At 61.3% G+C, this 23,754-nt stretch carries 23 protein-coding genes; 17 read left to right on the top strand and 6 right to left on the bottom strand.

Annotation, left to right across the window (positions count from 1 at the left end; all coding sequences use genetic code 11):
* Positions 1–38: 38 nt before the first annotated feature.
* Complete coding sequence (locus tag C5J22_RS12265; protein WP_105438431.1) at positions 39–959, top strand: DMT family transporter; 921 nt, start codon at positions 39–41, stop codon at positions 957–959.
* On the opposite strand, the gene C5J22_RS12270 is transcribed toward C5J22_RS12265, so the two are convergent.
* The 5 genes from C5J22_RS12270 to C5J22_RS12290 form a co-directional block, all read right to left on the bottom strand.
* Positions 956–1,699, bottom strand: a complete 744-nt coding sequence (locus tag C5J22_RS12270; protein WP_105438432.1) for an ABC transporter permease — start codon at positions 1,697–1,699, stop codon at positions 956–958. The two genes, C5J22_RS12265 and C5J22_RS12270, sit on opposite strands and share 4 nt — an antisense overlap.
* The gene (locus C5J22_RS12275) at positions 1,696–2,634 is read right to left on the bottom strand and encodes an ABC transporter ATP-binding protein (RefSeq protein WP_105438433.1); all 939 of its coding nucleotides are present in this window, start codon (positions 2,632–2,634) and stop codon (positions 1,696–1,698) included. The genes C5J22_RS12270 and C5J22_RS12275 overlap by 4 nt, the downstream gene beginning before the upstream one ends.
* A complete protein-coding gene (locus tag C5J22_RS12280) occupies positions 2,631–3,797 on the bottom strand; it encodes an ABC transporter permease (protein ID WP_105438434.1) in 1,167 nt (388 codons plus the stop codon). Before C5J22_RS12280 ends, C5J22_RS12275 begins: the two co-directional genes overlap by 4 nt.
* Before the next feature lie 93 nt (positions 3,798–3,890).
* Positions 3,891–4,802 (bottom strand): ABC transporter substrate-binding protein, encoded by a 912-nt coding sequence (locus C5J22_RS12285; RefSeq protein ID WP_105438435.1) that lies wholly within the window; start codon positions 4,800–4,802, stop codon positions 3,891–3,893.
* Between the two features lie 187 nt (positions 4,803–4,989).
* Positions 4,990–5,667, bottom strand: a complete 678-nt coding sequence (locus C5J22_RS12290) for a GntR family transcriptional regulator (RefSeq protein ID WP_105438436.1) — start codon at positions 5,665–5,667, stop codon at positions 4,990–4,992.
* A gap of 164 nt (positions 5,668–5,831) precedes the next feature.
* On the opposite strand from C5J22_RS12290, the gene araD reads away from it, so the two are divergent.
* The gene (gene araD, locus C5J22_RS12295; protein WP_105438437.1) at positions 5,832–7,562 is read left to right on the top strand and encodes an L-arabinonate dehydratase; all 1,731 of its coding nucleotides are present in this window, start codon (positions 5,832–5,834) and stop codon (positions 7,560–7,562) included.
* 26 nt (positions 7,563–7,588) lie between these two features.
* Positions 7,589–8,314 (top strand): ribonuclease activity regulator RraA, encoded by a 726-nt coding sequence (locus tag C5J22_RS12300; RefSeq protein WP_105400616.1) that lies wholly within the window; start codon positions 7,589–7,591, stop codon positions 8,312–8,314.
* Between the two features lie 27 nt (positions 8,315–8,341).
* Here the strand turns inward: C5J22_RS12300 and C5J22_RS12305 are convergent, their stop codons facing one another.
* Complete coding sequence (locus C5J22_RS12305) at positions 8,342–9,586, bottom strand: ROK family transcriptional regulator (protein WP_105438438.1); 1,245 nt, start codon at positions 9,584–9,586, stop codon at positions 8,342–8,344.
* A 316-nt stretch (positions 9,587–9,902) separates the two neighbouring features.
* Here C5J22_RS12305 and C5J22_RS12310 point away from each other — a divergent pair, with 316 nt between their 5' ends.
* The 14 genes from C5J22_RS12310 to C5J22_RS12365 all read left to right on the top strand — a co-directional run bounded on the left by C5J22_RS12310 (position 9,903) and on the right by C5J22_RS12365 (position 23,744).
* The gene (locus C5J22_RS12310; RefSeq protein WP_046603982.1) at positions 9,903–10,928 is read left to right on the top strand and encodes a sugar ABC transporter substrate-binding protein; all 1,026 of its coding nucleotides are present in this window, start codon (positions 9,903–9,905) and stop codon (positions 10,926–10,928) included.
* Positions 10,929–11,071: 143 nt separating this feature from the next.
* Positions 11,072–12,136, top strand: a complete 1,065-nt coding sequence (locus C5J22_RS12315; RefSeq protein ID WP_046668591.1) for an ABC transporter permease — start codon at positions 11,072–11,074, stop codon at positions 12,134–12,136.
* 2 nt (positions 12,137–12,138) lie between these two features.
* On the top strand, positions 12,139–12,918 hold the full coding sequence (locus tag C5J22_RS12320; RefSeq protein ID WP_046633225.1) for an ATP-binding cassette domain-containing protein: 780 nt from the start codon (positions 12,139–12,141) through the stop codon (positions 12,916–12,918).
* Positions 12,919–13,620: 702 nt separating this feature from the next.
* A complete protein-coding gene (locus tag C5J22_RS12325; RefSeq protein ID WP_105438439.1) occupies positions 13,621–14,238 on the top strand; it encodes an HAD family hydrolase in 618 nt (205 codons plus the stop codon).
* 18 nt (positions 14,239–14,256) lie between these two features.
* On the top strand, positions 14,257–15,327 hold the full coding sequence (locus tag C5J22_RS12330) for an ABC transporter ATP-binding protein (RefSeq protein ID WP_105438440.1): 1,071 nt from the start codon (positions 14,257–14,259) through the stop codon (positions 15,325–15,327).
* Between the two features lie 43 nt (positions 15,328–15,370).
* Entirely contained in the window at positions 15,371–16,609 is a 1,239-nt protein-coding gene (locus C5J22_RS12335) for an extracellular solute-binding protein (RefSeq protein WP_105400612.1), read from the top strand.
* A 62-nt stretch (positions 16,610–16,671) separates the two neighbouring features.
* Positions 16,672–17,592, top strand: coding sequence for a carbohydrate ABC transporter permease (locus C5J22_RS12340; protein ID WP_105415338.1), 921 nt, complete (start codon positions 16,672–16,674; stop codon positions 17,590–17,592).
* Positions 17,589–18,452, top strand: a complete 864-nt coding sequence (locus C5J22_RS12345; protein ID WP_105415336.1) for a carbohydrate ABC transporter permease — start codon at positions 17,589–17,591, stop codon at positions 18,450–18,452. Before C5J22_RS12340 ends, C5J22_RS12345 begins: the two co-directional genes overlap by 4 nt.
* 176 nt (positions 18,453–18,628) lie before the next feature.
* Positions 18,629–18,778 (top strand): hypothetical protein, encoded by a 150-nt coding sequence (locus C5J22_RS31145; RefSeq protein WP_172723826.1) that lies wholly within the window; start codon positions 18,629–18,631, stop codon positions 18,776–18,778.
* 250 nt (positions 18,779–19,028) lie between these two features.
* Positions 19,029–20,969: a BTAD domain-containing putative transcriptional regulator gene (locus tag C5J22_RS12350; protein ID WP_105438441.1), complete on the top strand. Its 1,941-nt coding sequence runs from the start codon at positions 19,029–19,031 to the stop codon at positions 20,967–20,969.
* 94 nt (positions 20,970–21,063) lie between these two features.
* Positions 21,064–21,219, top strand: a complete 156-nt coding sequence (locus C5J22_RS31150; protein WP_172723825.1) for a hypothetical protein — start codon at positions 21,064–21,066, stop codon at positions 21,217–21,219.
* Positions 21,220–21,490: 271 nt separating this feature from the next.
* Positions 21,491–22,762: a YcaO-like family protein gene (locus tag C5J22_RS12355; protein ID WP_245440355.1), complete on the top strand. Its 1,272-nt coding sequence runs from the start codon at positions 21,491–21,493 to the stop codon at positions 22,760–22,762.
* Positions 22,759–23,499 carry a TfuA-like protein gene (locus C5J22_RS12360; RefSeq protein WP_105438442.1) on the top strand — a complete coding sequence of 247 codons (741 nt, stop codon included), beginning with the start codon at positions 22,759–22,761 and terminating at the stop codon, positions 23,497–23,499. Before C5J22_RS12355 ends, C5J22_RS12360 begins: the two co-directional genes overlap by 4 nt.
* The gene (locus tag C5J22_RS12365) at positions 23,496–23,744 is read left to right on the top strand and encodes a hypothetical protein (RefSeq protein ID WP_105438443.1); all 249 of its coding nucleotides are present in this window, start codon (positions 23,496–23,498) and stop codon (positions 23,742–23,744) included. Before C5J22_RS12360 ends, C5J22_RS12365 begins: the two co-directional genes overlap by 4 nt.
* Positions 23,745–23,754 lie beyond the last annotated feature (10 nt).

Genomic DNA, 23,754 nt, shown 5'->3' on the forward strand with positions numbered 1-23,754 from the left:
CGAAATTGCAGGATCAGAGTCGGGAGCGCTCGCGCAGCATGAACAAGAGAGCGGCCTCGGCGATAGCGGGCAATGCGGTACTGGCAGGCATACTGCTGATGCTGCTCGGCGATTTCATGTTCGCCCTCAACGATGCCATGGGCAAATGGCTGGTGGCGAGCTTTTCGGTTGGACAGGTTCTGCTGATCCGGTCGGTCGGCGCATTTTTCGTTCTCGGCCCGATGCTCGCTCGCCAACCGATTTCGGCACTCTACAGGGTCGAGAAGCCGCCGCTGCATGTGCTGCGCATCGTTCTGGCGACCGCAGACACCGGGCTTTTTTATGCAGCCGTCGCCTACCTGCCGCTCGCCGACGTGATGACCTTCTACATGGCCGGGCCGATCTATGTGGCGGCCCTGTCGCATTTCCTGCTCGGCGAGCGCATCGGGTGGCGGCGCTGGCTCGCCGTCCTGATCGGCTTCATCGGTGTGGTGATCGCCCTTCGTCCCTCCTCGGAAATGCTGTCATTGCCCTCGATCTTCGGGCTGATCGGCAGTCTTTCCTTCGCGCTGACGCTGGTGCTGAACCGCACGCTGCGCTCGACCCCGGATGCGACGCTTGTTACCTGGCAGACGCTAGCCTGCCTCGTGGCCGGTGCGTTTCTAACCGTGGGCAACTGGAGCCCGTTCAATACCGGGGAGCTGCTTGCCCTTCTGCTGCTCGGCATCGTCTCCTGCGGCGCGCATCTGCTGATCACCCGCTCGCTGAAACTGGCGCCGGCCTCGGTTCTGGCGCCGCTGCAATATACGCTGCTGCTCTGGGCGATCGTGCTCGGCTGGATTTTCTTCGGCGATTTCCCGGATGTCCAGACGTTGACAGGCGCCGGCATCATCGTCATCGCCGGACTGTTCATCTTCCATCGCGGCAGCCTGAAACAGGATGTCGAACCGGTCGTGCCGACCGATTCCAGCCACGGCTAGGCGGTACCCGTCCGGCGGGCGATCATGGCCTCGATCGCCGAGAGCCCATCATAGATCACCACGGCCAGCGCCCCGACGATCAGCCCGCCCTGCAGCACGAAGGCGAGGTTGTTGGATTGCAGTCCGGCGATGATCACTTCGCCGAGCGTCTTTGCCGCGACCGTCGAACCGATCGTCGCTGTCGCGAGACTGATCACCACCGAAAGCCTGATGCCGGCGACAACCACCGGCAAGGACAGTGGCAATTCGACCTGAATGAGCCGCTGGAAAGGGGTCATGCCGGAACCACGCGCCGCCTCCATCACCGATCGCGGCAGATTGGTGAGCGCGGTCAGCGTATTTTCAAAGATCGGCAGAAGCCCATAGAGAAACAGCGCGATCAGCGTCGGCTTCTCGCCGAAGCCGACAGCCGGGACGGCAAGCGCCAGAACCGCAACCGGCGGAAACGTCTGGCCGATATTGACGAGGCTGCGGGAAAGCGCCAAGAACTCCGCCCCGAAAGGCCGGGTGACGAGGATCGCCAGCAGCACGGCGATGATCGTCGCAGCCAATGTCGCGATCAAGACCGTCCGCAAATGCAGCAGCGTCAGGCTGAGCAGACTGCCCTGATTGTAGATCGCCGGGGCGTTCGGCTGCACGAGCGGTTTCAGCAGCGGCTCGAAACTGCCCGGCGATACCAGGAAGGCGATCAGCACGAGAAGCAGAAGGCTGCGCAGGATGGTCGGCACCCAAGCCCTCATCGTGGCCTCGCGGCGCGCTTGAGGATCGCGTCAAGCGTCACCCGCCCCATCGGAGCGCCGCTCTTGGAGATGACCGGAAGCGCATCGCGGCCGCTCCAGATCAGGTCGGCAAGCGCCTCCTGCTGGCTCCTGTCCTCGCGGATCGGCTCGCCTTCCGCCTCGCCCGGCTCTGCCGCAGCGCCAGCCTTTGCAATCGAAAGCAGCCGGAACGGCCGTTCCGCGTCGCCAATCAGCGTCTCGACGAAGGGCGTGGCCGGAGCACGGACGAGTTCGGCAGGCGGCCCGTATTGCACCACCCTGCCCTTGTCCATCACGGCAATCTTGTCAGCGAGATGGAAAGCCTCGTTCATGTCATGGGTGACGAGCACGATCGTCGTGCCGAAATATCTCTGGATCGCCAGGAGATCCTCCTGCGCCTTGGCCCGGATGATCGGATCGAGCGCCCCGAAGGGCTCGTCCATCAACAGCACGTTCGGTTCGGCGGCTAACGCCCGTGCCACCCCGACGCGCTGCTGCTGGCCGCCGGAGAGTTCGTGCGGATAACGTGGCCCGAACGTCTTCGGCTCGAGCTGGAAGAGCGTCAGCAATTCCTCGACCTTGGCGTCGATGCGAGCCTTCGTCCAGCCGAGCAGGCCGGGCACGGTCGCAATGTTTTGCGCCACCGTCCGGTGCGGGAAAAGCCCATGGCCCTGGATGGCGTAGCCGATCCGGCGACGCAACTCGTAGCCCGGGATGGACCGGTTGTCCTCCCCGTCAAGCCGGATGGATCCTTCGGTCGCCTCCACCAGCCGATTGATCATCCGGATCAACGTCGTCTTTCCGGAGCCGGACGTGCCGACGACGACCGTGACGGTGCGGGGCTCGATCACCATCGAGACATTGTCGACGACGGCGATACCGTCATAGCGCTTGGTGATGGCGTCGATCTCGATCATGCGGATCTGGCTCCGTTGGGGACGCGGGAGTTCATCTCGATCAGCGCGTCGAGGACGACGGCCGAAGCAAAGGCGAGCGCCACAGTCGGCACGGCGCCGAGCAGCACAAGGTCCATCGCCGTCTGGCCGATGCCCTGGAAGACGAAGACGCCGAAACCGCCGCCGCCGATCAGCGCGGCAATCGTCGCCATGCCGATATTCTGGACGAGCACGATGCGGATCGCGGTCAGGATCACCGGCAGCGCCAGCGGGAACTCGATCTTGAATAGCCGCTGCCGGCCGGTCATGCCGATGCCGCGGGCAGCGTCGTTTGCCGCGCGCGGCACGCCCGCAAGCCCGACAACGGTGTTGGCGACGACCGGCAGGAGCGAATAGAGAAACAGCGCGACAAAGGCCGGCGCTCCCCCGATGCCGCGGATGCCGATCGCCGCAGCCCCCGGCACATTGGCGGCGATCCAGCCGAGCGGCGCGATCAACAGGCCGAAAAGCGCGATCGACGGGATGGTCTGAACGAGGTTCAGCGTGTTGAGTACGCCATCCCTCAGCGGCGCCACCCGATGACAGAGGATGCCGAGTGGCAGCCCGACCAAGACTGCGGCAAACAGCGAGCCGAGCGCCAGTTCCACATGCTTGCCCGCCTCGACCCAGAAGACGTCGGCGCGGCCGGAATATTCCTTCATGATCGACAGCCCGTTCCAGCTTCCCGACATCAGCAGCGTGCCAATCGCCGCCGCGGCCAGGACCAGAAACAGCACCCGCACCGCCGGCGGCGGATCGAGCCGCGTGATCGCATCGGCAGCCAGAAGCGCAAAGGCGAACAGCAGTATCCAGAAGCCCGAGGCGGGCGAGACGCGGGCATAGGTATTGCCGGCCGGCGTCAGGAATGTCGCGGCGTAGCCGATCGAAAGTGTCAGCGCCGCGAGCGCCGCGACGGCTGCAAGCAGCTTTATCCAAGGGGAAGTGCGAAAGAGCGCAGCGGCGGTTGCAAGAACCAGAACCACGACAAGGCCCCAGCCCGCCCAAGCCGGCAGTGACTGAAGCATCGCCTCCGCTTGGCCCTGTACGATCCGATTGGGCTTGAGCGTCGCAAACGACGCCCAGAGCGCGCCGTAGGCGGCGAGAAGGGTGATGACGACGCCGAGCTTATCGAACTGAACTCTCAAACCGTCCCTGCCTATAAGCAACCTGCGACCGATGAAAAAGCCGGACGCTGGAGCGCCCGGCCCATGTTGACACGAAACGGGTCCAAAAAGGAATTACTTCAGGAAGCCGTTTTTCTTGAGAAAATCCTCGGCAACCGCCTTGGCCGGTTCGCCACCCACCTGCACGCGACCGTTGAGGTCCTGCAGCGTGACGAGATCGAGCTTGGCGAAGACCGGCTTCAGCACCGCCTCGATGGTCGGGTTCTTCTTGAGCACCTCTTCGCGGATGATCGGAGTCGGCTGGTAGACCGGCTGGACGCCCTTGTCGTCTTCGAGAACAACGAGCCCGGAGGGCGCGATACCGCCATCGGTACCGTAGACCATGGCGGCATTGGCATTGTTGGTCTGATTGGCGGCCGCACCGATGGTTGCCGCCGTATCGCCGCCCGAGAGCGTGATCAGCTGGTCGGGCTTCAGCTTGAAGCCGTAGGTGGTCTGGAAGGCCGGCAAGGCGGCGGCCGAATTGACGAATTCGGAGGAGGCCGCCAGCACGATCTTGCCGCCGCCGGCGACATATTTGCCGAAGTCGGTCAGCGTCTTCAGCTTGTTGGCATCGGCAACGTCCTTGCGCACCGCGATCGCCCAGGTGTTGTTGGCCGAAGACGGCGTCAGCCAGACGATCTTGTTGGCGTCGTAATCGAGCTTCTTGACCGCTTCATAGGCCTTTTTCGGGTCCTTCCAGGCCGGATCGTCGCCCTTCTCGAAGAAGAAGGCGCCGTTGCCGGTATATTCCGGATAGATGTCGATTTCGCCGGCGGTGATCGCCTTGCGCACGACCGGCGTCGCTCCGAGCTGGATGCGGTCGGTGGCCTGGATGTTGTTCGCCTTCAGCATGGCAAGGATGATATTGCCCAGCACGCCGCCTTCGGTATCGATCTTGGAACTGACGACGACCTGGGCATTCGCCATGGTGGCCGAAACGCCAAGCGCGAAAGCAATGCCTAAAAGCTTCTTTTTCAAAGACATGACAGAATTTCCCTCCGGATCGCCAGTCACCACCTCGTTTGACTTGGCTTGGAACACATAAAAGCCAACCTTATGTAGGGCGACTTACGGAATGTGCGAGTTCTGGAAGGGCGCGCCGTGCAATATTTTGTGCGGTGCATTTTTACACGCCGATCGACCTAGTTCATAAGATTGGCCGCCGCTGACTTCACGCCTGAGACACGCGGATCAGATGTTTCTCCCCCGAGCGAATGACGTGATCTCGCATCAGGCGCTCGGCGAGGTCGGGATCGCGGTCGGCGATCGCATTGGCAATGGCCTCATGCTCCTCCACCGCCAGAAAGCGCTCCCGCTCCTCCGACAGCACGCTGAGACGGGCTGCGTGGGTGTAGATGCTCTGGCCGCCCTGCAGGCGACGCAGATAGCCGCAGCCGGATGCTTCATGGATGACGTTGTGGAAGCGCTCGTTGAGGGCGATGAGCTGCAACACGTCCACCGTCTTGAGGCCGGCCCGCATCTCGACGATGAGCTCGCGCATCAGGGCCACGTCCTCATCCTTCACCCGCTTGGCGGCCTGGCGAGCAATCATGCTCTCGAGTGCTGCACGCCCCAGCATCATCTCTTCCGCTTGGCCGGCATTGAAGGTGACATAAATCCCGCGGCGAGGCTCCGACCGTACCAGCCCTTCGGCCTCAAGCACGCGCAAAGCCTCCTTCAGCGGTGTCGTGCTTATGCCGAGCTGGCCGGCGAGGTGACGCTCGTTCAGCTTCTCGCCGCTCTTCAGCCGGCCGGAAAGAATGGCATCGCGTACCAGCCCGTAAACGTGGTCGCGCAGGCTTTTCAGAAAAACCGGCGCCACTGGCAGAAGCGCGTTGTCGCTTCCCATCCGCGTCCTCCACCTTAATTCCTTTCGCCGATCTAGCAGCTGAAATTTGATATATCAATTTAAAACGAGCGTGTTTAAGTTGGCGTCGGGCGGGAGGAGCTCCGTCCCTGGGATCGCAATAGAATCGATCCCGGAACGATGGCAGGATTTCTGGAAGAGCAAGCATGACTAAGGAAGCAGCCGATCTCCGTAGCGCCCGTTGGTTCGCGCCGGATGATCTCCGTTCGTCGGGACACCGCTCCCGCATGATGCAGATGGGTTATGACGAGAAGGATTGGGGCAAGAGGCCGATCATCGCCATCCTCAATACCTGGTCCGACCTCAACGCCTGCCACGCCCATTTTAAGGATCGCGTCGAACACGTGAAGCGCGGCGTGCTTCAGGCCGGTGGCTTCCCGGTCGAACTGCCGGTCCAGTCGCTATCCGAAAGCGCGCTGAAACCGACATCGATGCTCTATCGCAACTTCCTCGCCATGGAGGCCGAGGAACTCTTGCGCGCCCACCCGGTCGACGGGGCAGTGCTGATGGGTGGCTGCGACAAGACCACGCCTGCCCTCGTCATGGGCGCCATCAGCGCCGGTTTCCCGATGATCTTCCTGCCCGCCGGCCCGATGCTGCGCGGCAACTACAAGGGCGAATGGCTGGGCTCCGGCTCGGATGCCTGGAAATACTGGGACGAGCGCCGCGCCGGCACGATTTCCGAAGAACAATGGACCGGCGTCGAGGAAGGCATTGCCCGCTCCTACGGCCATTGCATGACTTTCGGCACCGCAAGCACCATGACCGCCATCGCCGAAGCGCTCGGCCTCACCCTCCCCGGTGCCAGTTCCATTCCCGCAGCCGACGTCAACCACATACGGATGAGCACGCGCTGCGGCCGGCGGATCGTCGAAATGGTCTGGGACGAGTTGACGCCTGACAAGATCATCACCCCGGATGCTGTCCACAATGCGACGACTGTCGCCATGGCGACCGGCTGTTCCACCAACGCGGTCGTGCATCTGCTGTCGATAGCCCGCCGCGCCGGTGTGCCGCTGACGCTGGACGACCTCGACAAGGCGGGACGCACGACGCCTGTTGTCGCCAACATCCGTCCATCCGGCGACAAATATCTGATGGAAGACTTCTATTACGCCGGGGGCCTGCGCGCCCTGATGTCGGAGATCAAGGATCTCCTGAAGCTCGACGCCATGACCGTCAGCGGTTTCCCGCTTGGCGAGACGCTGAAAGGCGCCGAAGTCTACAACAGCGACGTCATCCGCCCCTTGTCGAACCCGATCTATCATGAGGGTTCGCTGGCGGTCCTCAAGGGCAACCTCGCGCCGGACGGCTGCGTCATGAAGCCTTCCGCCTGCGAGCCGCGGCTGCGGGTCCACGAAGGCCCCGCCCTCGTCTTCGACAGTTATCCGGAAATGAAGGCGATGATCGACCGCGAGGACCTCGACGTCACCGCCGACCACGTGCTCATTCTGCGCAACGCCGGCCCCAAAGGCGGTCCCGGCATGCCGGAATGGGGCATGCTGCCGATCCCGAAGAAGATCCTGAAACAAGGTTTTCGCGACATGCTGCGCATTTCCGATGCCCGCATGTCCGGCACGAGCTACGGCGCCTGTATCCTGCACGTGGCGCCTGAAGCCCATATCGGCGGCCCGCTGTCGCTGGTGCGCACCGGCGACATCATCCGCGTCGACCTGCCGAACCGCTCGATCGACATGCTGGTGGACGAAGCCACGCTCGCCAGGCGCCGCGCCGAATGGGTGGCGCCTGCCGACAAGTACGGACGCGGCTACGGCTGGATGTTTACCAAGCACATCAAGCAGGCCAACGAAGGCTGCGATTTCGACTTCCTCGAACGGGAATTCGGCGCCACCGCCGGCGAGCCCGAGATCTTCTGACCCGACATTTCTTTGAGTGGAGCACCATGACCGACTACGTTCTTTCCGACGCCACACGCCAGAAATACGAGGGCGTCAGCTGCGCGACGATCTGCACTGCGCTCTTCAAGCGTGGCCTGCGCAACCAGTTCATCCAGGATGTCCGGCCGCTTTCCCAAAAGCCTAAAAACATGGTCGGCCAGGCCTTCACGTTGCGCTACATCCCGGCGCGCGAAGACCTGAACCCGCTCTCTGTGTTTCAGAACCCGGAGCATCCGCAGCGCGCCGCCGTCGAGCAGTGCCCACCCGGCCATGTCATGGTCATGGACAGCCGCAAGGATCCCCGCGCGGCCTCCGCCGGCTCTATCCTCGTATCGCGCCTGATGGTGCGCGGTGTCGCCGGCGTCGTCACCGATGGCGGTTTTCGCGATAGTCCGGAGATCGCCGAACTCGGCATCCGTGCCTACCACAACCGCCCCTCCGCCCCGACCAATCTCACTCTACACCAGGCACTCGACATCAACGTGCCCATCGGCTGCGGCGACGTCGCCGTCTGGCCGGGCGACGTGGTGGTCGGCGACAACGAGGGAGTGGTCATCATCCCGGCGCATATCGCCGACGAAATCGCCGATGAGGTGATCGAAATGACTGCGTTTGAGGATTTCGTGACCGAGGAAGTCCTGAACGGCCGCTCGATCATCGGCCTCTACCCGGCGACGAAGGAAGAGAGCAAAGCCGACTTCGCCCGCTGGCGTCAGGCCAAGGGCCGCTGAGGCGACGCCTGGCCGATATCCAACCGCTTATGAACCTGCCGCCGTTTCGCGCAGGTCTTTGAAAAGCACGTTCTGGTCGGACAGGTACTTGGCAAAGATCGGCAGGCTGGCCCCGCCGATCGCCCGCGCCTGGGAGCCGACCATTCCCTCGATGATATCGGGAATGATGACGCCCTGAAGGTCGAGCCGCGTCACCGCTTCGATGGTGGAGGCGACGATCCGCTGCCTGACCCAGGCCGGAAAACCGCCGTCGATCACGGCCGCGCCGAAATCGATGATCGAGGCTGCCGCGACGATCGCCTGGGCAAGCGCATCCGCGGTTTGCCGGATCCACAGATCGAGCGGCTCTCCGAAATCGATCCAGTCGTCGGCGGAATACCAGAGCGGCTGTGGATCGACGTTCCGCTCCTTCAAGAGGTTCTCCAGAACGAAGATCGAGGCGATGTCGAGCAACTGGCGTGTCTCGCCATCGCCGCTTCGCACGGGAAGCGGCCCGACAGCGCCCGCGGTCCCGGTCCGTCCGGAAAAGATCGCAGAATTCAGAACGATCCCGCCGCCGATGAACGATCCGATGAAGAAATATACGAAATCCGGATAGGAGGGGCCAACGCCGAACACCAGTTCTGCACCGCAGGCGCTTGTCGCGTCGTTCTGCAGGTAGACCGCGTGCGGGACCTTGGCTGCGATTTCCGCCTGCAGATCGAACCCGCGCCAGACCTCCATCGCCCCTTGCGGCGCGCCCACCTCCTCGGCCCAGTTCCAGAGTTCGAATGGCGCAGCGATGCCGATCCCGGCGATGCGGCCGCGCTGCACCTCGTTCAGCTGGCCTTCGAGCCGCGCAATGCCGGATGTGATGATCTCGATGATCTTTCCGGGAAGCGGATAGGCGTAGGATTCGTGATATTGCAGCCGAATGCGGCCGACGAAATCCATCAGCACCAAGTCGGCGCTACGCCGGCCGATCTTCACGCCGAACGAATAGACCGCATCCGGATTGAGGCGCATCGGCACCGAAGGCTGCCCCACCCGGCCACGCACCGGTTCACCGCGCAACAGAAGGCCGTCCTTTTCGAGCGCCCGCATGATGACCGAGACGGTCTGGGCCGAAAGCCCGCTGCGCCGGGTGATGTCCGCCTTCGACATGGAGCCGTTCAGCCGCACCAGCGAAAGCACGAGCCGCTCGTTATAAGCCCTCACCCGCACCTGATTTGAGCCGCCGGTGAAATTGCCCAGCAGCGCATGGCCTTGCGCCACGCTATCTGAAACTGACATGGCTCTTCCTCCCAGAAGCGTGGAATCGACGGAAGCACCTCATTCGGAAATGAAGGGTATCCCCTTGATATCCCGAGTTAAACCCCAAGGTACGCCGCACACAGATCGCCAGATTCTGAACCTCCACTTCGGCAAACTATGGCACGAGAAATAAATAATTCAATCGGAATTAATTATTGACAGGCTATTTCAACTCGTTCTTAATTAGGGTGTAAGGGCACAGGACGGCTTGGAGGAGACGCCTGTCGAACTCGGTGGCACCGGTGTCCGAACGTTGGTCCGCATGGCGGACAAGTCTTAACTCTGGGAGGAGACCATGAAGAAATCCGTATTGTCCGCCGCATTCGGCGCCCTTGTCCTGGGCGTTGCGTTTTCCGCTCCTGCGGAGGCCGCAGGCGTATCCGCCTGCCTGATCACCAAGACCGACACCAACCCCTTCTTCGTCAAGATGAAGGAAGGTGCGACGGCCAAGGCCAAGGAACTCGGCGTGACGCTGAAATCCTATGCCGGCAAGATCGACGGTGACAGCGAAAGCCAGGTTGCCGCTATCGAAAGCTGCGTCGCCGACGGCGCCAAGGGCATTCTGATCACCGCATCCGACACCAAGGGCATCGTGCCGACCGTCAAGAAGGCCCGCGACGCCGGCGTTCTGGTCATCGCGCTCGATACCCCGCTCGATCCGATCAGTGCCGCCGATGCCACGTTCGCGACCGACAACCTTCTCGCCGGCAAGCTGATCGGCCAGTGGGCAAAGGAAACCATGGGCGACAAGGCCAAGGATGCCAAGGTCGGCTTCCTTGACCTGACCCCGGATCAGCCGACGGTCGACGTGCTGCGCGACCAGGGCTTCATGATCGGCTTTGGCATCGATCCCAAGAACCCGGACAAGATCGGCGACGAAACCGACAAGCGCATCGTCGGCCACGACGTGACCAACGGCAACGAGGAAGGCGGCCGCAAGGCCATGGAAAACCTTCTCCAGAAGAATTCCGGCATCAACGTCATCCACACGATCAACGAGCCCTCCGCCGTCGGCGCCTATCAGGCCCTGAAGGCCGTCGGCATGGAAAAGAACGTGTTGATCGTCTCGGTGGACGGCGGTTGCCCGGGCGTCAAGTCGGTCAAGGAAGGCGTGATCGGCGCCACCTCGCAGCAATATCCGCTGCTGATGGCATCGCTCGGCATCGAGGCGATCAAGAAGTTCGCCGACACCAAGGAAAAGCCGAAGCCGACCGAAGGCAAGTCCTTCTTCGACACCGGCGTTGCGCTCGTCACCGACAAGCCGGTCCCCGGCGTCAAGTCGATCGACGTCAAGGAAGGTACGGCCAAGTGCTGGGGTTGATCCTCACCATTTAGCCCCATCCCGGCCGGGGTTGATATCCCCGGCCATTTTCGACCAGTGATACGCCGCTGGGAAGCAACCGGCGAAGACCGGTCAAACTCAACGGACGGTTCCTGCGCATTCGGCGCGCGGAGGAGGAAACCATGAGCGAAACCCAGGAATTCGAGCGTGTTCTCGACGGCAGCGACAAGAGCGTTGCCTCGTTCGAGAGCCAGGACGTCTCTCTCTTAAAACGCGCGCAGCATTTTCTGCACTCGACACCCGCTGCCGTGCCGCTGATCGTGCTGATCCTGTCCATCATCATCTTCGGCGTCGCCATCGGCGGGCGGTTCTTCTCGTCCTACACGCTGACGCTGATCCTCCAGCAGATCGCGGTGGTCGGCATTCTCGGCGCTGCCCAGACGCTGATCATCCTCACCGCCGGTATCGATCTCTCGATCGGGGTGGTGATGGTGATATCGGCTGTCATCATGGGCAATTTCGCCGTGACCTATGGCATGCCCACCGGCATCGCGATCCTCGTCGGTTTGATCACCGGCGGCGCCTGCGGCTTTTTCAACGGGTTCCTCGTTGCGGTCATGCGGCTGCCGCCGTTCATCGTGACGCTCGGCTCCTGGAACATCATCATGGCGACGAATTTCATCTATTCCGCCAACGAGACGATCCGCGACACCGACGTGGACGAAAAGGCCCCGCTCCTCCATCTCTTCGCGCTCAATTTCAGGATCGGCAGCGCCATCCTGACGCTTGGCGTCATCGCCATGGTCCTGCTCGTGGCGGTGCTCTGGTACATCCTCAACCATACGGCCTGGGGAAGGCATGTCTACGCCGTCGGTGACGACCCGGAAGCTGCAAAACTCTCGGGCATCCAGACCCGCAAGGTTCTGCTCAGCGTCTATACGATCGCGGGGGTCATCGCCGCCTTCGCCGCCTGGGTATCGATCGGCCGCAACGGCTCGATCTCGCCTTCCTCGGCAGTGACCGACTTCAACCTTCAAGCGATCACCGCGACGGTGATCGGCGGAATCTCGCTGTTCGGCGGCCGCGGTTCCATCCTCGGCACGCTGTTCGGCGCCATGCTCGTCGGCGTCATGTCGATGGGTCTCAACATGCTCGGCGCCGATCCCCAATGGAAAGTCATGCTGACCGGCTGGCTCATCATCGCCGCCGTCGCAATCGATCAGTGGATCAGAAAGGTCTCGGTGTAATCATGAGCGTCGAACCCATTCTCACAGCCCGCGGCCTGGTCAAGCGTTACGGACGCGTCACTGCTCTCGACAACGCTGACTTCGATCTCTACCCCGGCGAGATCCTCGCCGTCATCGGCGACAACGGCGCCGGCAAGTCCTCGCTGATCAAGGCGATCTCCGGCGCGGTACGGCCCGACGAGGGCGAAATCACGCTCGAAGGCCGGCCGGTGCATTTCAAGTCGCCGCTGGAAGCCCGCGACGCGGGCATCGAAACCGTCTACCAGAACCTCGCGCTCTCCCCCGCCCTGTCGATCGCCGACAACATGTTTCTCGGTCGCGAAATCCGCAAGCGAGGCGTGCTCGGACAGTGGTTCCGCATGCTCGACCGGCCGACGATGGAAAAGCAGGCGCGAGACAAGCTCACGGAACTCGGGCTGATGACGATCCAGAACATCAACCAGGCCGTCGAGACCCTTTCGGGCGGCCAGCGCCAGGGCGTCGCCGTGGCACGTGCCGCAGCGTTTGGCTCCAAGGTCATCATTCTCGATGAACCAACCGCCGCACTCGGCGTCAAGGAAAGCCGGAAAGTTCTGGAGCTCATCCTCGACGTGCGCTCGCGCGGCATCCCGATCGTGCTCATCTCGCACAACATGCCGCATGTGTTCGAAGTGGCCGACCGCATCCATATTCATCGGCTTGGACGACGGCTGACCGTGATCGATCCGAAGGAATACACGATGTCCGACGCGGTCGCCTTCATGACCGGCGCCAAGGCCCCCGCCCAGCCCGTCGCGGCGTAACGACCGCCCCGACCAAGCTGCTGTCGGAGCCGTCCTCCGGTCGCCTGGTCCAAGAGATACAGGCGATCGGGTATCTCACGATAATATCCCGTCGCCCTCTCCCACCGCGGCCCGCTCGCGGGAGAGGACGACTGCGTTGATGCTGCGGACCTTGAGAAGCAGCCGGTCCCCCCTGCCGGCTCGACTGCACTGGTCCGGGCATGGCTACGGCCATTCTCAACCACGACGTCTGCCACGAACACCATAGACGACCGTCCTGCCGGTAATATCCGAGCGGCCGCGCTTCCCCAACACAATCAACCGCCTGCCATTCTTGAATTATGATGCCGATCACCCAAACGATATCGGTCTTCCCGCCGATCGTTCGATCGGCGGTACTTGTGACCAAAATGATTACGATGGAAAATTCCTATCAGGAAAAACATAAAGAATTTTATATTCCATTCCGCTACGCGGCATTGCCGTCGCAAGATGACCGACCCACCCGCAAATCAGGCGTATTTCTAAGGCCTTATCGCCTGTAGCTCATTACATCCCGCACCAATGCCCATAGTAGATCCGCCATCGAAATGAAGTGAAGGCGGCACCAGCCTGTTGAAAACATTCGATACGAATAAAAAATTCCATACTTAATTGACAGGACGGAATTATCTAATAGGTTGTTAACACTTAAGGGATGGGGAGTGGTGCTGGGACCGGCTTATGAAGAAACGCGAAAAACTCTTCATTTTTGATATTGGCGGAGTATTCGTGAAGCTCGATCCGGCTTCCCGCGACCGCGCGGTATCGAAGGCCGGCGGTGCAGGCCCGTCCCTGCGGTACGGCGACGTTCCGGAAGCGATCTTCCGCGATTTCCGCCTCGGGCGGTCCACGGAAAGCGACTACGTCCAGGCGCTGACTAGGGTATTCGATGTGCCGCACGAAAGCATCTACGAAGCCGAACATGCCTATGTCGCCGAAGGTTTTCATGAGTTCATCGAGTTTGTCCGCAGGCTCCGGGAAAACCATCGCGTCGTTTGCCTCAGCAACAATCAGGCGATCCATTGGCGCCATATCAGCGAGAACCTTCTGGGCGCCGGTTATTTCGACCGCGAATACCTTTCCCATGAAATGGGCCTTGAGAAACCTGACCGCGTGATTTTTGAGGCAGTATCGCAGGCGGAGGGATGTTCGGAAAAGGACGTCTTCTTCATCGACGACATAGAAGAAAATGTTCTGTCGGCCCGCGAAGTCGGATGGCAGCATTGCATCGTCCATCGCGATTCGGTTGAAACGGCTAAATTGCTCACGGCGCTTGCCGTCGAGCAGACTTTGAATTGACGAGTACGGAGTTTCGGCATGGCTCGAATGACCCTCAGCGGCATCAAGAAAAGCTTCAAATCCGTCGACGTGCTGCACGGGATCGACCTCGAGATTTCCGACAGGGAGTTCGTCGTCTTCGTCGGCCCGTCGGGATGCGGAAAATCCACGCTGCTGCGATTGATCGCCGGCCTCGACACGATCAGCTCGGGTGAGTTTCACGTCGACGACCGCCGGATGAACGACGTCGCCCCCTCACGCCGCGGCATCGCCATGGTCTTCCAGTCCTATGCGCTCTATCCGCATATGGATGTCTACGAGAACATGGCTTTTGGCGCACGACTGATGGGCCTCGAAAAAGACGAGGTCGAAAAGCGCATCGACGAAGCCTCCAAGATGCTGCGGCTCGACCCGCTGTTGAAGCGCAAGCCGCGAGAGCTTTCCGGCGGCCAGCGCCAGCGCGTCGCGATCGGCCGCGCGCTGGTCAGAAAGCCTAAAGTCCTGCTTCTCGACGAGCCGCTTTCCAACCTGGATGCAGCGCTTCGTTCCGACGTGCGCCTGGAAATCGCAAGGCTTCACCGGGAAATCGGCGGCACCACCATCTACGTCACCCACGACCAGGTCGAAGCCATGACGCTTGCCGACCGCATCGTCGTCATGAACAATGGCAACGTGGAGCAGTTCGGCAGCCCGCGAGAACTCTACGAGAGGCCGGCGAACACGTTCGTCGCGACCTTCATCGGCTCGCCGCGCATGTCGCTTCTCGATGTCGAGCGAAACGGCAATCATCTCGCGCTCGCCGGATCAGGTGCGGTCGTCGCCTCCCGCCTCCCCCATTCCGACGAGCGGGATCTGGTCATCGGCGTCCGGCCGGATGCGATGACGATCTCCACGGACGTGAATACCGAGGGCTTCAAGGGCAGCGTCGTCTACACCGAATATCTGGGCGAGAACACGTATGTATATGTCCGCCTCGGCGACGGCACGCTGGTCGGCGTCCGGTCCTTGGCCTCGGTCGACCTGCCTCCGGACACGCCGGTCGTCATCACGGTCGCTTCCGAGCAAATCCACTATTTCAGCCGCGCAACGAGGGAGAGGTTGGCGGCCTGAGAGCACTTTTCGTCTCCTATAAATACCAAGAGGATGGAACCAGATGAAAAAGCTAGTTAGCAGCACGATAATAGCCCTGGGGGCCCTGGCGACGGCTTTGCCGGCAATGGCGCAGGAATTGACCTTCTGGAGCTGGCGCCAGGAAGATAAGGCTCAGTACCAGAAATTTATCTCCGCTTTCGAGACGAAGAACCCGGGCATCACCGTCAAGTTCGAGACGTTCGAAGCGACGAACTACAACACCATCCTGTCGACCGCCCTTGCCGGCGGTTCGGGACCGGACCTGATGTTTGCCCGTGCCTATGGCGGCCTGGAAAACGTCGCGAACGCCGGCTATCTGCTGCCGCTCGATAAGACCAACGTTCCCGCGCTCGAGAAATTCGCACCGGCCGCCGTCGCCGCTGAAACCGCCCGCTCGAGCAAGATCACCTACGCGGTGCCCTTCGCCAGCCAGACGATGCTAGTGATCTATAACAAGGACATCTTCGACAAGAACGGTCTGAAGGAGCCGGAAACCTTTGACGAACTCGTCAAGGCTTCCGAAAAGCTGAAGGCGGCCGGCATTATGCCGTTCGGCAACGGCACGGCGACGGCCTGGCAGAACGAGGTCATGGTCGGCGGCATCGCCTCCACCGTGATGGGCCGGGGCTTCTATGACGACCTGATGGCCGGCAAAGCCGATTTCACAGACAAGCGTTACATCGAGGCGCTGACCAAGCTCAAGGAAATCACCAAATATTTCCCTGACGGCTTTATCGGTCTCGACTACGCTTCGTCGCAGCAGCTCTTCGCATCCGGCATGGCCGGCATGTTCGTCGGTGGCTCCTACGAGCTTTCGAACTTCAAGAAGCAGAACCCCGCGATCAAAATGGGCATCTTTGCGATGCCGGGCCTGAAGGCCGGTGACGAAAAGCTGGTCGCCCAATATTTCGATGGTGGTTATGCGGTCAACGCCAAGACCACCAAGAAGGAAGCGGCGCTGAAGTTCGTCAACTTCCTCGCCAGCCAGGAGTTCGGCCAGATGTTCGCCGACGACCTGAACAATATCTCGGCTGTGCCGGGCGTAAACTTCAAGGAACCGCTGCTGGGTGAAGTCGCCGAACTCAACAAGCACTCCATCCCCTACATCATGCTGGTGCATTTCCGGTACGGTGAACCGTCCGGTTCCGTCCTGCTGCAGGGCGAAATCCAGAAGCTGTTCGGCGGTAAGGCGACCCCGGAAGAGGTCGGCAAGAACCTGACGACCGGCCTCGCCGCCTGGTACGCACCGTTCAAGAAATAATCGAAAGGGGGAGCGGCCGGACAGCGGCCGTTCCCCATATTTTCCAACCAAAGAGAATTGTGATGCCCGGATCGCCTCTCGTGGCGCGACGTCTATGGATCACGGCGCTGATCGTGCCGCCGCTCGCCTTCGTCGCCCTGTTCGTCGTCTATCCCATCATCTCCGCATTTGCTTATGCCTTCTTCCAATGGCACGGGTTGGCGCGGGGCGAGTTCGTCGGCTTCGCAAATTTCTACAGGGTCCTGTTTACGCAGCCCTATGCGGACTGGACGTTGAATGCATTCACGCACAACGTGCTGGTTTTCTTCGCGCTGATGGTGTTGCAGAACGGCGTCGGTTTCGTGCTCGCCTACTGCCTGTGGCGCGAACTCCCGGGCGCCGCCTTCCATCGGATCGCAGTTTTCCTTCCGGTCGTACTGTCGACCATCATCGTCGGCTTCCTCTGGAAACTCTTTCTCCACCCGCTTTTCGGGGTCGTGAACATCTCGCTGCGCGGCACCGGCCTCGGTGGACTTGCCCAGCCCTGGCTCGGCCAGGGTGCGACGGCGCTCTGGGCACTGATCATCGCCAATGCCTGGCACATGGTCGGCTTCCCGACCCTCGTTTTCCTCGCCGGAATGCAGCGAATCCCCAGCGAAATCCTGGATGCGGTGCGCATGGAGACCGAGAGCGAATGGGTGAAGATCCGCAAGGTCGTCTGGCCGCTGGTGGCGCCCAGCGCAACCGTCGTCTTCACGCTGCTTTTCGTCGGCTCGTTCAACTGGTTCGAACTGCCTTATATCATGGTCGGTGTCGACGGCTCGCCACATAAGGCGACGGACGTCCTCGGCCTCTATTTCTATCGCACCGCCTTCGGTGACCAATCCGGCTCGGGCCAGGATTTCGGCGCCGGCAGCGCGCTTGCCGTACTGATCTTCGTCTTCATCGCCCTTGTCGCCGGCGTCATCACCTTCAAGCTGCGAGCCAGGGAAATTCAGTTATGAGCACCGCTTCGCAAAGCTACTACGATCGGCGCGGCATGCTCGCCACACTCGGCAAGGATGGGCTGATCCAGATCATCCTGATCCTGAACACGGTGGTGATGCTCGCTCCCATCGTCATCATGCTGTTTGCGGCGTTCAAGACGAATGCGCAGATCTTCCAGTCGCCGTTCTCAATCCCGGATTTTTCCAACTTCGCCAACATCACCAAGATCTGGAGCCAGACCAACTTCCTGCGCTATCTCCTGAATTCGGTGATCGTCACCGGTGCGTCGATGGTCGTAATCCTGACGCTCGGGACGATGGCGGCCTATGCCGTCGGTCGCTACAAGTTCCGGGGCTCGAGCTTCGTGCTGATGTTCTTCCTGGCCGGGCTGACACTTCCCCTGAAGCTCGCGATCATCCCGCTCTTCATCCTGATGCGCGATCTCGGCATCCTCAATACCCAGCTGTCGCTGATCGTCATCTATGTGGCGATGGGCCTGCCGACCACCGTCTTCATCATGACCGGCTTCATCGCCACGCTTCCGAACGAACTCGAGGACGCGGCCCGCATGGACGGTGCCAGCGAACCGCGGATCATGTGGTCTATCATGCTGCCGCTGGTCAGGCCCGCCATGGTGATCGCCGGCATCCAGAACGTCGTGCCGATCTGGAACGATTTCTTCTTCCCGCTGATCTTCATCCAGAAGGACAACCTGAAGACCCTGCCGCAGGGCCTGACGACCTTCATGGGCGAATATACGACGGATTGGGGCGTGCTGTTTGCGGGACTCCTGCTGTCCTCAGCTCCGATCATTATCGTCTACATCATCCTGTCGCGCCAGTTCATCAACGGCATGACGGCGGGCGCGGTGAAGTAGGCCGACAAAGGACCGCGCCGGAATGGCCTGTGAACGAAAGGATTGCCGAGAGTATGGTAAGTTGATGCGGATCGACGTGCTGTTATGCCCGTCTCGGACGCTGATCGCACCCGCAACACCACAAAACAATCGCCACCCCATAGCGGTTCAGGACGTTCAGCGGTAAAAGCAGATCCATGAACGACAACATCATCAAATTCCGACGCCCGGAACCACCGCCGCGAGAACCGAACCCGCTGTTGCGCAAGTTGGCGGTCGTTGCAGCCGTGATCGTGTGCCTTGTTCTCGCCTGGGCGTATTTCCAATTCCTTGGAAACCCGACGTAATACCGGTTTCCTGGCTGAACCGGCGCCTGCATCCTGGACACCCTGTTTGCGGTATTGCTTTCGGCTCACCGCCTTCAACCGGAAGAGGGAAAACAGGAACGCGATTCGACCATGGCGATAAAAGCCGCTTTGACGAAGCTCGCGATAGCTGTATCCTACTGGTCCAACAGTCTCAAGAAATGCATGTACATATAGTTCCCTTAACGATACACATTTCTGACAACAACTCGTAGTTCCGAACAACAACATAATGCTCGAAAATACGACGCTCAAAATCCGGTTGCTCGGTCGCCCCTCGCTTGAGTTGGACGGCGCGAGCATCGCGTTGCCGGAAAAAGCGTATTTTCTCTTTGCCGTCGTTGCGATGGCGCCCAGATTGACGGTCGACCGCGAAACGATACGGCGGCTTCTCTGGCCTTCCCACGACGCGGAGAAGCGCGCAAACAGCCTGCGTCAGCTTTTGGCACGCATCGCCAAGGCTGTCGGTCCCGATGCCCCGGCCATCCTTGTCACCGACGAAGAAGCGCTGAGGCTTGATTGCGATCGGTCCAACATCGATCTCCTCGCCCTGATGGAGCCCGGCCCCCTAAGGGAAGAGGACTGGGACCTTGTTCGAGGCGAACTGCTCGAAGCCGTGGAGGCTCCGACCGGCGGCGCGGAAGACTGGTTGTTGGACGCACGGCGCAAGGTCGGTGACTGGCGATCGAGCCACATCGAAAGCCTGCTGGCGATATCGTCCCATCAGCAGTCCCCGTCATTGCCCCTGCTTGCCAACCGCCTGATCGAACTGGATGCCTCCCATGAGGGCGCCGCGCGAGCATTGATGAAGTATCACGTCGGCCATGGTGACTTCGCCGCCGCACGCCAGGCCTATAGCCGATGCCGGGACCAGCTCAGGGCCGATTACGGTACGCCCCCCACACCCGAGACGGTTGGACTTGCCCACGAGCTCGGCATCCTCAGCCGGCCCGGCTCGGACCGCACGCCCGAACCGGAGGAACGCCCAAAGGGTGTCATGCCGGCACAGCCGCGCGTGGTGATCCTTCCGCCCGAGACGATCGTCCAGGATGCGCTGGTCCAGCGCCTCGGCAGGGCTCTTTTGGAAGACGTCACGATCGGCCTCAGCCACCAGCGTGTCTTCAAGATCATCGCCGCCCATACGAGCTTTGAACTGCTCAATCGATCCGCCAATCCAAATCAGGGCCAATCGGCCCTCAGTGATCTTCAGTTCGACTATTCCGTGTTCGTGACGATCCAGGGCGAAGGCGACGAGATTTTTGCGACCTGCAGGCTGACGAGGGTCGGCACCGGCGAGGTGCTCTGGGCTATCAACCTGCCGCTCGACGTCCAGCAGATGAGAGCGTCGTTCAGCCAGCTGGCGCGGCGTATTTCGATGTCGCTGACCGATGTCATCGAACGGCATGAAATCGCCAGGTCCCTCGATGACGTCGACCCCTCCGCCTACCGCCTTTATCTCGAGGGAAAGCGCTATCTGTCCGGCACCGACCTGCAGCATCTGCGCCAGGCGCGCAAATGGTTCAAATCGGCGGTCAAGCGGTGTGACAGTTTTTCGCCGGCGCATGCCGGAATTTCACGGTCGCTCGGCATGGAATGGCTGGTTCGCGGCATGAAGGACAATGAGCTGCTGGATGTGGCCAATCAATCCGCCCGCGCATCCCGCGATCTCGATCCCGGCAGCGGCCGCGCCTTCCGCGAACTGGGCTTCATCTCGCTTTATCGTCGGCGTTTCGATGAAAGCCTGGATCTTTTTCAGGAGGCTCAGAACCTCAATCCGAGCGATGCGGACGTGTTGGTCGATTATTCGGACGCGCTGTCGCATGCGGGCGACCTGGACAAGGCTCTCGATCTCGGGCTCGCGGCTTTCAAGCTGAACCCGCTGCCGCCGGATCATTACTACTGGATCCTCGGCTCCACCTATTACGTGCGTCAGGAATACTCGAAGGCGATCGACACAATCGACCCGGTCCGCAGCAAGCACGCCACCGCGCGGCTGCTTGCCGCCAGTCACGCGATGGCTGGAGACATGCCCGCCGCGCGTAAATATGCCGCGATCGTCAGGGAAAATTTTCCGGACTTCCGCAGCGAGGACATCCGTTACTTCGTGCCGGACCGCAACCCGGCCCATGCCGAGCTTCTCATTCATGGCCTCCGGCTCGCCGGGCTGCCGTAAACAGGCGTGAAAATGCCTGTCACGCTGGAATAACACCCGATGTGGTCCTTTCTCGATGCACGCAGCACACGCTGCCTATTAGCGGAGAGAAAGCATGGAAACGAAGTTCAAGAACTCCAAGCCGGTTGAAACCACTGCCTCTGCCCCGACGCTGCGGTTTTCCGCCGCTGCCGAAGCCGTACTCGGCGGCCGGACCGAAATTGCGCCGAACGCGCTCTCTCAGGTCACGCATGCCATGAGATATCAGTAATGAGCCTGGAAGCCCAAGGGGCCGACGGCTGCCTTGGGCTTGACCACCAGCCGCCAAGCAAAAGATCGTTCAAGTAGCCACGCAAGCCCCCTAAACAAGCCTGTCACGCCCAAGTCACGGTGCCTTTGGTTTCTTCTGCACTAGAGACCCTTGGAGAGGACGATTCGACAGGATGAGTTCGGCACCGCAACCGCTTTTGCAGACCCGGCAGTCGCCCGCCCAATCTCGCTCGAGGTCAGGGTCCTTCGAAATTCGGCCGCCGGAAATGATGATGCAGATCCAGTCATCGACACAGACGATCCAGACATTCGCAGCCTCCCTGACGCGGCGGGAGCAGGGTTTCAGCACGTATCATGACCGGCGCGTTTCGCCGGCAGAAACCTTCGACGCGATCAGCCCGTTTTTCCGGGATCTCGGGATTACCCGAGTCGGCTTCCTGACCGGCCTCGACCGGGTCGGCATTCCCGTCGCCTTCGCGACGCGGCCGAACAGCCACACTCTTTCCGTCTTCCAGGGCAAAGGTGTCGATGCCGATGCCGCGCGCACCTCGGCCGCCATGGAGGCTTTGGAGACGCGGGTCGCGGAAATCGAACCGGCATCGCTCACCTGGGCGACCGTCAACGACGTTGCAGGCTCCGCAGCGGGGATGATCGATCTTCATTCGACCGCACGATGCGTGCCCTCCGAAATCGGCGATGGCCAGATACCCTGGGTCACCGGTCTCGACATCCTCTCCGGCAATCAGGTCATGGTGCCCTGGTGGCTCGCCGGGATGGACCACCGGGGCGAGCGGCCAACCGGGTTCGAGCAGTCCAGCGATGGCCTTGCTTCCGGAAACACCCATGCCGAGGCGCTCCTGCACGGGCTGTGCGAACTCGTCGAGCGAGACGCCTGGACCCTTGTCCAGCTCAAATCCGAACAGGAATTGAATGCCTGCCTCGTCGATCCGGCCACGGTCGAGGATGCCTTGATCGACTTGATGGTCGGTCGCCTCCGCGATGCAGGCATGCAGCTCCTCCTCCTAGACATGACGACGGATCTCCAGGTTCCGGCATTCTTGGCCGTGCTCATCCCGGATTCGACATCCAAGCGATCAGACCCGCGCTGGAGCCAGATTTGCGGCGGCTGTGGCTGCCACCCAGATCCGGTACGCGCAATGCTGCGCGCCATCACCGAGGCCGCTCAGAGCCGCCTGACTGCGATTGCCGGCAGCCGCGACGACTTTTCGCCACGGATCTATCAGCATATGCGGGGGGACAACGCTCTCAGCCGTCTGGTTGCCCTGTCGTCGCTGGACAGGCGCCCGGTCCAGTATCGCGAGCTTGACGCAACCCGCCACTCCATCAACGGCACGATCGATCACATACTCGCCCGTCTCAGGCTGGCCGGCATCAGGCAGGTCGTTGCGGTTCCCATGCAGGATGCCGGGCTCCCTGTTTCGGTCGTCCGCGTCGTCGTTCCCGGCTTGGAAGTTGAACTTTCAGGCCAATATTTGCAGCTCGGTATCCGCGCTGCAAACGCCATAAGGAGGTCACGGCATTGAAAGTCGTTTTTGTCGGACCAAGCCTCGGGTCTTCGACCCGCCAGATGAAGCAACGATTTCCCTCGTTGACCTTCCGCGGGCCTGCGGCGCGCGGCGACATTCTGAAGGCGGTCGAGGACGGCGCCAAGGCGATCGCGCTGATCGACGGTTATTTCGGCGAGTCCGCCTCCGTATGGCACAAGGAGATTCTCTATGCGCTGAGCTGCGACGTCTCCGTTGGCGGCGGCTCGAGCATGGGAGCGTTGCGCGCTGCCGAATGCGAGGCATTCGGAATGGTCGGCATCGGCAGGATATATTCCGATTATGCCGCCGGCCGGTTGATCGACGACGAAGCTGTCGCACTGATCCATGGCCCCGAGGAGCTCGGCTGGATGCCTCTCTCGGTGCCGCGCGTCGACTACGAGGCGACGATCCGCAAGCTTGGGCGGATGGGGCTCATCTCAGCTGCCGAGCGGGAGAGATTTTTCCTCGCCGCCAATTTCATGCACTACACCGAGCGGACCTATCAGGCCATTCTTGAACGATGCGATTTCAACGATCCTCAGCGCAGTGCAGTGATCCTTCACGACATCAAACGCCACCAGGTGGAATTGAAGCGTGAGGATGCGAGAGCCGTCCTCGTCTGGCTAAACGGCATCAGCAGTACCAACAAACACTCCAAATGGACGTTCGCACAGACCGCCCATTGGGAAAAACTGCGCGACGAGGTCGACTCGGCGCAAGGATCCATGAAATGATTGATCTCGCAAACGACGTCGCCAGCGACGAATACGCCCGCCTGTTCCGCATGCTTTCTGCGGTCAACAGGGAAGCGGAATCCCTTCAGCTCTCCACGGTCGTCCACCTGACGAACATGGCACTCCTTCAACTCTCGCTCGATTGGGAGGGCGTCAGCCCCGAAAACGAGAGGAGCGTGAAACTGAATGCGATATTCCGCCACAAGACCAAGCTGGCCCTCGACGACGATGGTCCCAGGCCTTAAACCGTCAGGG

Origin of the sequence: Neorhizobium sp. T25_13, from assembly GCF_002968675.1 — a bacterium.
Classification (GTDB): Bacteria; Pseudomonadota; Alphaproteobacteria; order Rhizobiales; family Rhizobiaceae; genus Neorhizobium; species Neorhizobium tomejilense.

Coding starts and splice junctions, on each gene's coding strand:
- C5J22_RS12300 (WP_105400616.1), top strand. CDS start 7,589: ATGACCGACTACGTTCTTTCCGACGCCACACGCCAGAAATACGAGGGC.
- C5J22_RS12285 (WP_105438435.1), bottom strand. CDS start 4,802: ATGTCTTTGAAAAAGAAGCTTTTAGGCATTGCTTTCGCGCTTGGCGTT.
- C5J22_RS31145 (WP_172723826.1), top strand. CDS start 18,629: ATGAACGACAACATCATCAAATTCCGACGCCCGGAACCACCGCCGCGA.
- C5J22_RS12315 (WP_046668591.1), top strand. CDS start 11,072: ATGAGCGAAACCCAGGAATTCGAGCGTGTTCTCGACGGCAGCGACAAG.
- C5J22_RS12275 (WP_105438433.1), bottom strand. CDS start 2,634: ATGATCGAGATCGACGCCATCACCAAGCGCTATGACGGTATCGCCGTC.
- C5J22_RS12330 (WP_105438440.1), top strand. CDS start 14,257: ATGGCTCGAATGACCCTCAGCGGCATCAAGAAAAGCTTCAAATCCGTC.
- C5J22_RS12340 (WP_105415338.1), top strand. CDS start 16,672: ATGCCCGGATCGCCTCTCGTGGCGCGACGTCTATGGATCACGGCGCTG.
- C5J22_RS12320 (WP_046633225.1), top strand. CDS start 12,139: ATGAGCGTCGAACCCATTCTCACAGCCCGCGGCCTGGTCAAGCGTTAC.
- C5J22_RS12350 (WP_105438441.1), top strand. CDS start 19,029: ATGCTCGAAAATACGACGCTCAAAATCCGGTTGCTCGGTCGCCCCTCG.
- C5J22_RS12335 (WP_105400612.1), top strand. CDS start 15,371: ATGAAAAAGCTAGTTAGCAGCACGATAATAGCCCTGGGGGCCCTGGCG.
- C5J22_RS12325 (WP_105438439.1), top strand. CDS start 13,621: ATGAAGAAACGCGAAAAACTCTTCATTTTTGATATTGGCGGAGTATTC.
- C5J22_RS12265 (WP_105438431.1), top strand. CDS start 39: ATGAACAAGAGAGCGGCCTCGGCGATAGCGGGCAATGCGGTACTGGCA.
- araD (WP_105438437.1), top strand. CDS start 5,832: ATGACTAAGGAAGCAGCCGATCTCCGTAGCGCCCGTTGGTTCGCGCCG.
- C5J22_RS12305 (WP_105438438.1), bottom strand. CDS start 9,586: ATGTCAGTTTCAGATAGCGTGGCGCAAGGCCATGCGCTGCTGGGCAAT.
- C5J22_RS12355 (WP_245440355.1), top strand. CDS start 21,491: ATGCAGATCCAGTCATCGACACAGACGATCCAGACATTCGCAGCCTCC.
- C5J22_RS12270 (WP_105438432.1), bottom strand. CDS start 1,699: ATGAGGGCTTGGGTGCCGACCATCCTGCGCAGCCTTCTGCTTCTCGTG.
- C5J22_RS12290 (WP_105438436.1), bottom strand. CDS start 5,667: ATGGGAAGCGACAACGCGCTTCTGCCAGTGGCGCCGGTTTTTCTGAAA.
- C5J22_RS31150 (WP_172723825.1), top strand. CDS start 21,064: ATGGAAACGAAGTTCAAGAACTCCAAGCCGGTTGAAACCACTGCCTCT.
- C5J22_RS12365 (WP_105438443.1), top strand. CDS start 23,496: ATGATTGATCTCGCAAACGACGTCGCCAGCGACGAATACGCCCGCCTG.
- C5J22_RS12310 (WP_046603982.1), top strand. CDS start 9,903: ATGAAGAAATCCGTATTGTCCGCCGCATTCGGCGCCCTTGTCCTGGGC.
- C5J22_RS12345 (WP_105415336.1), top strand. CDS start 17,589: ATGAGCACCGCTTCGCAAAGCTACTACGATCGGCGCGGCATGCTCGCC.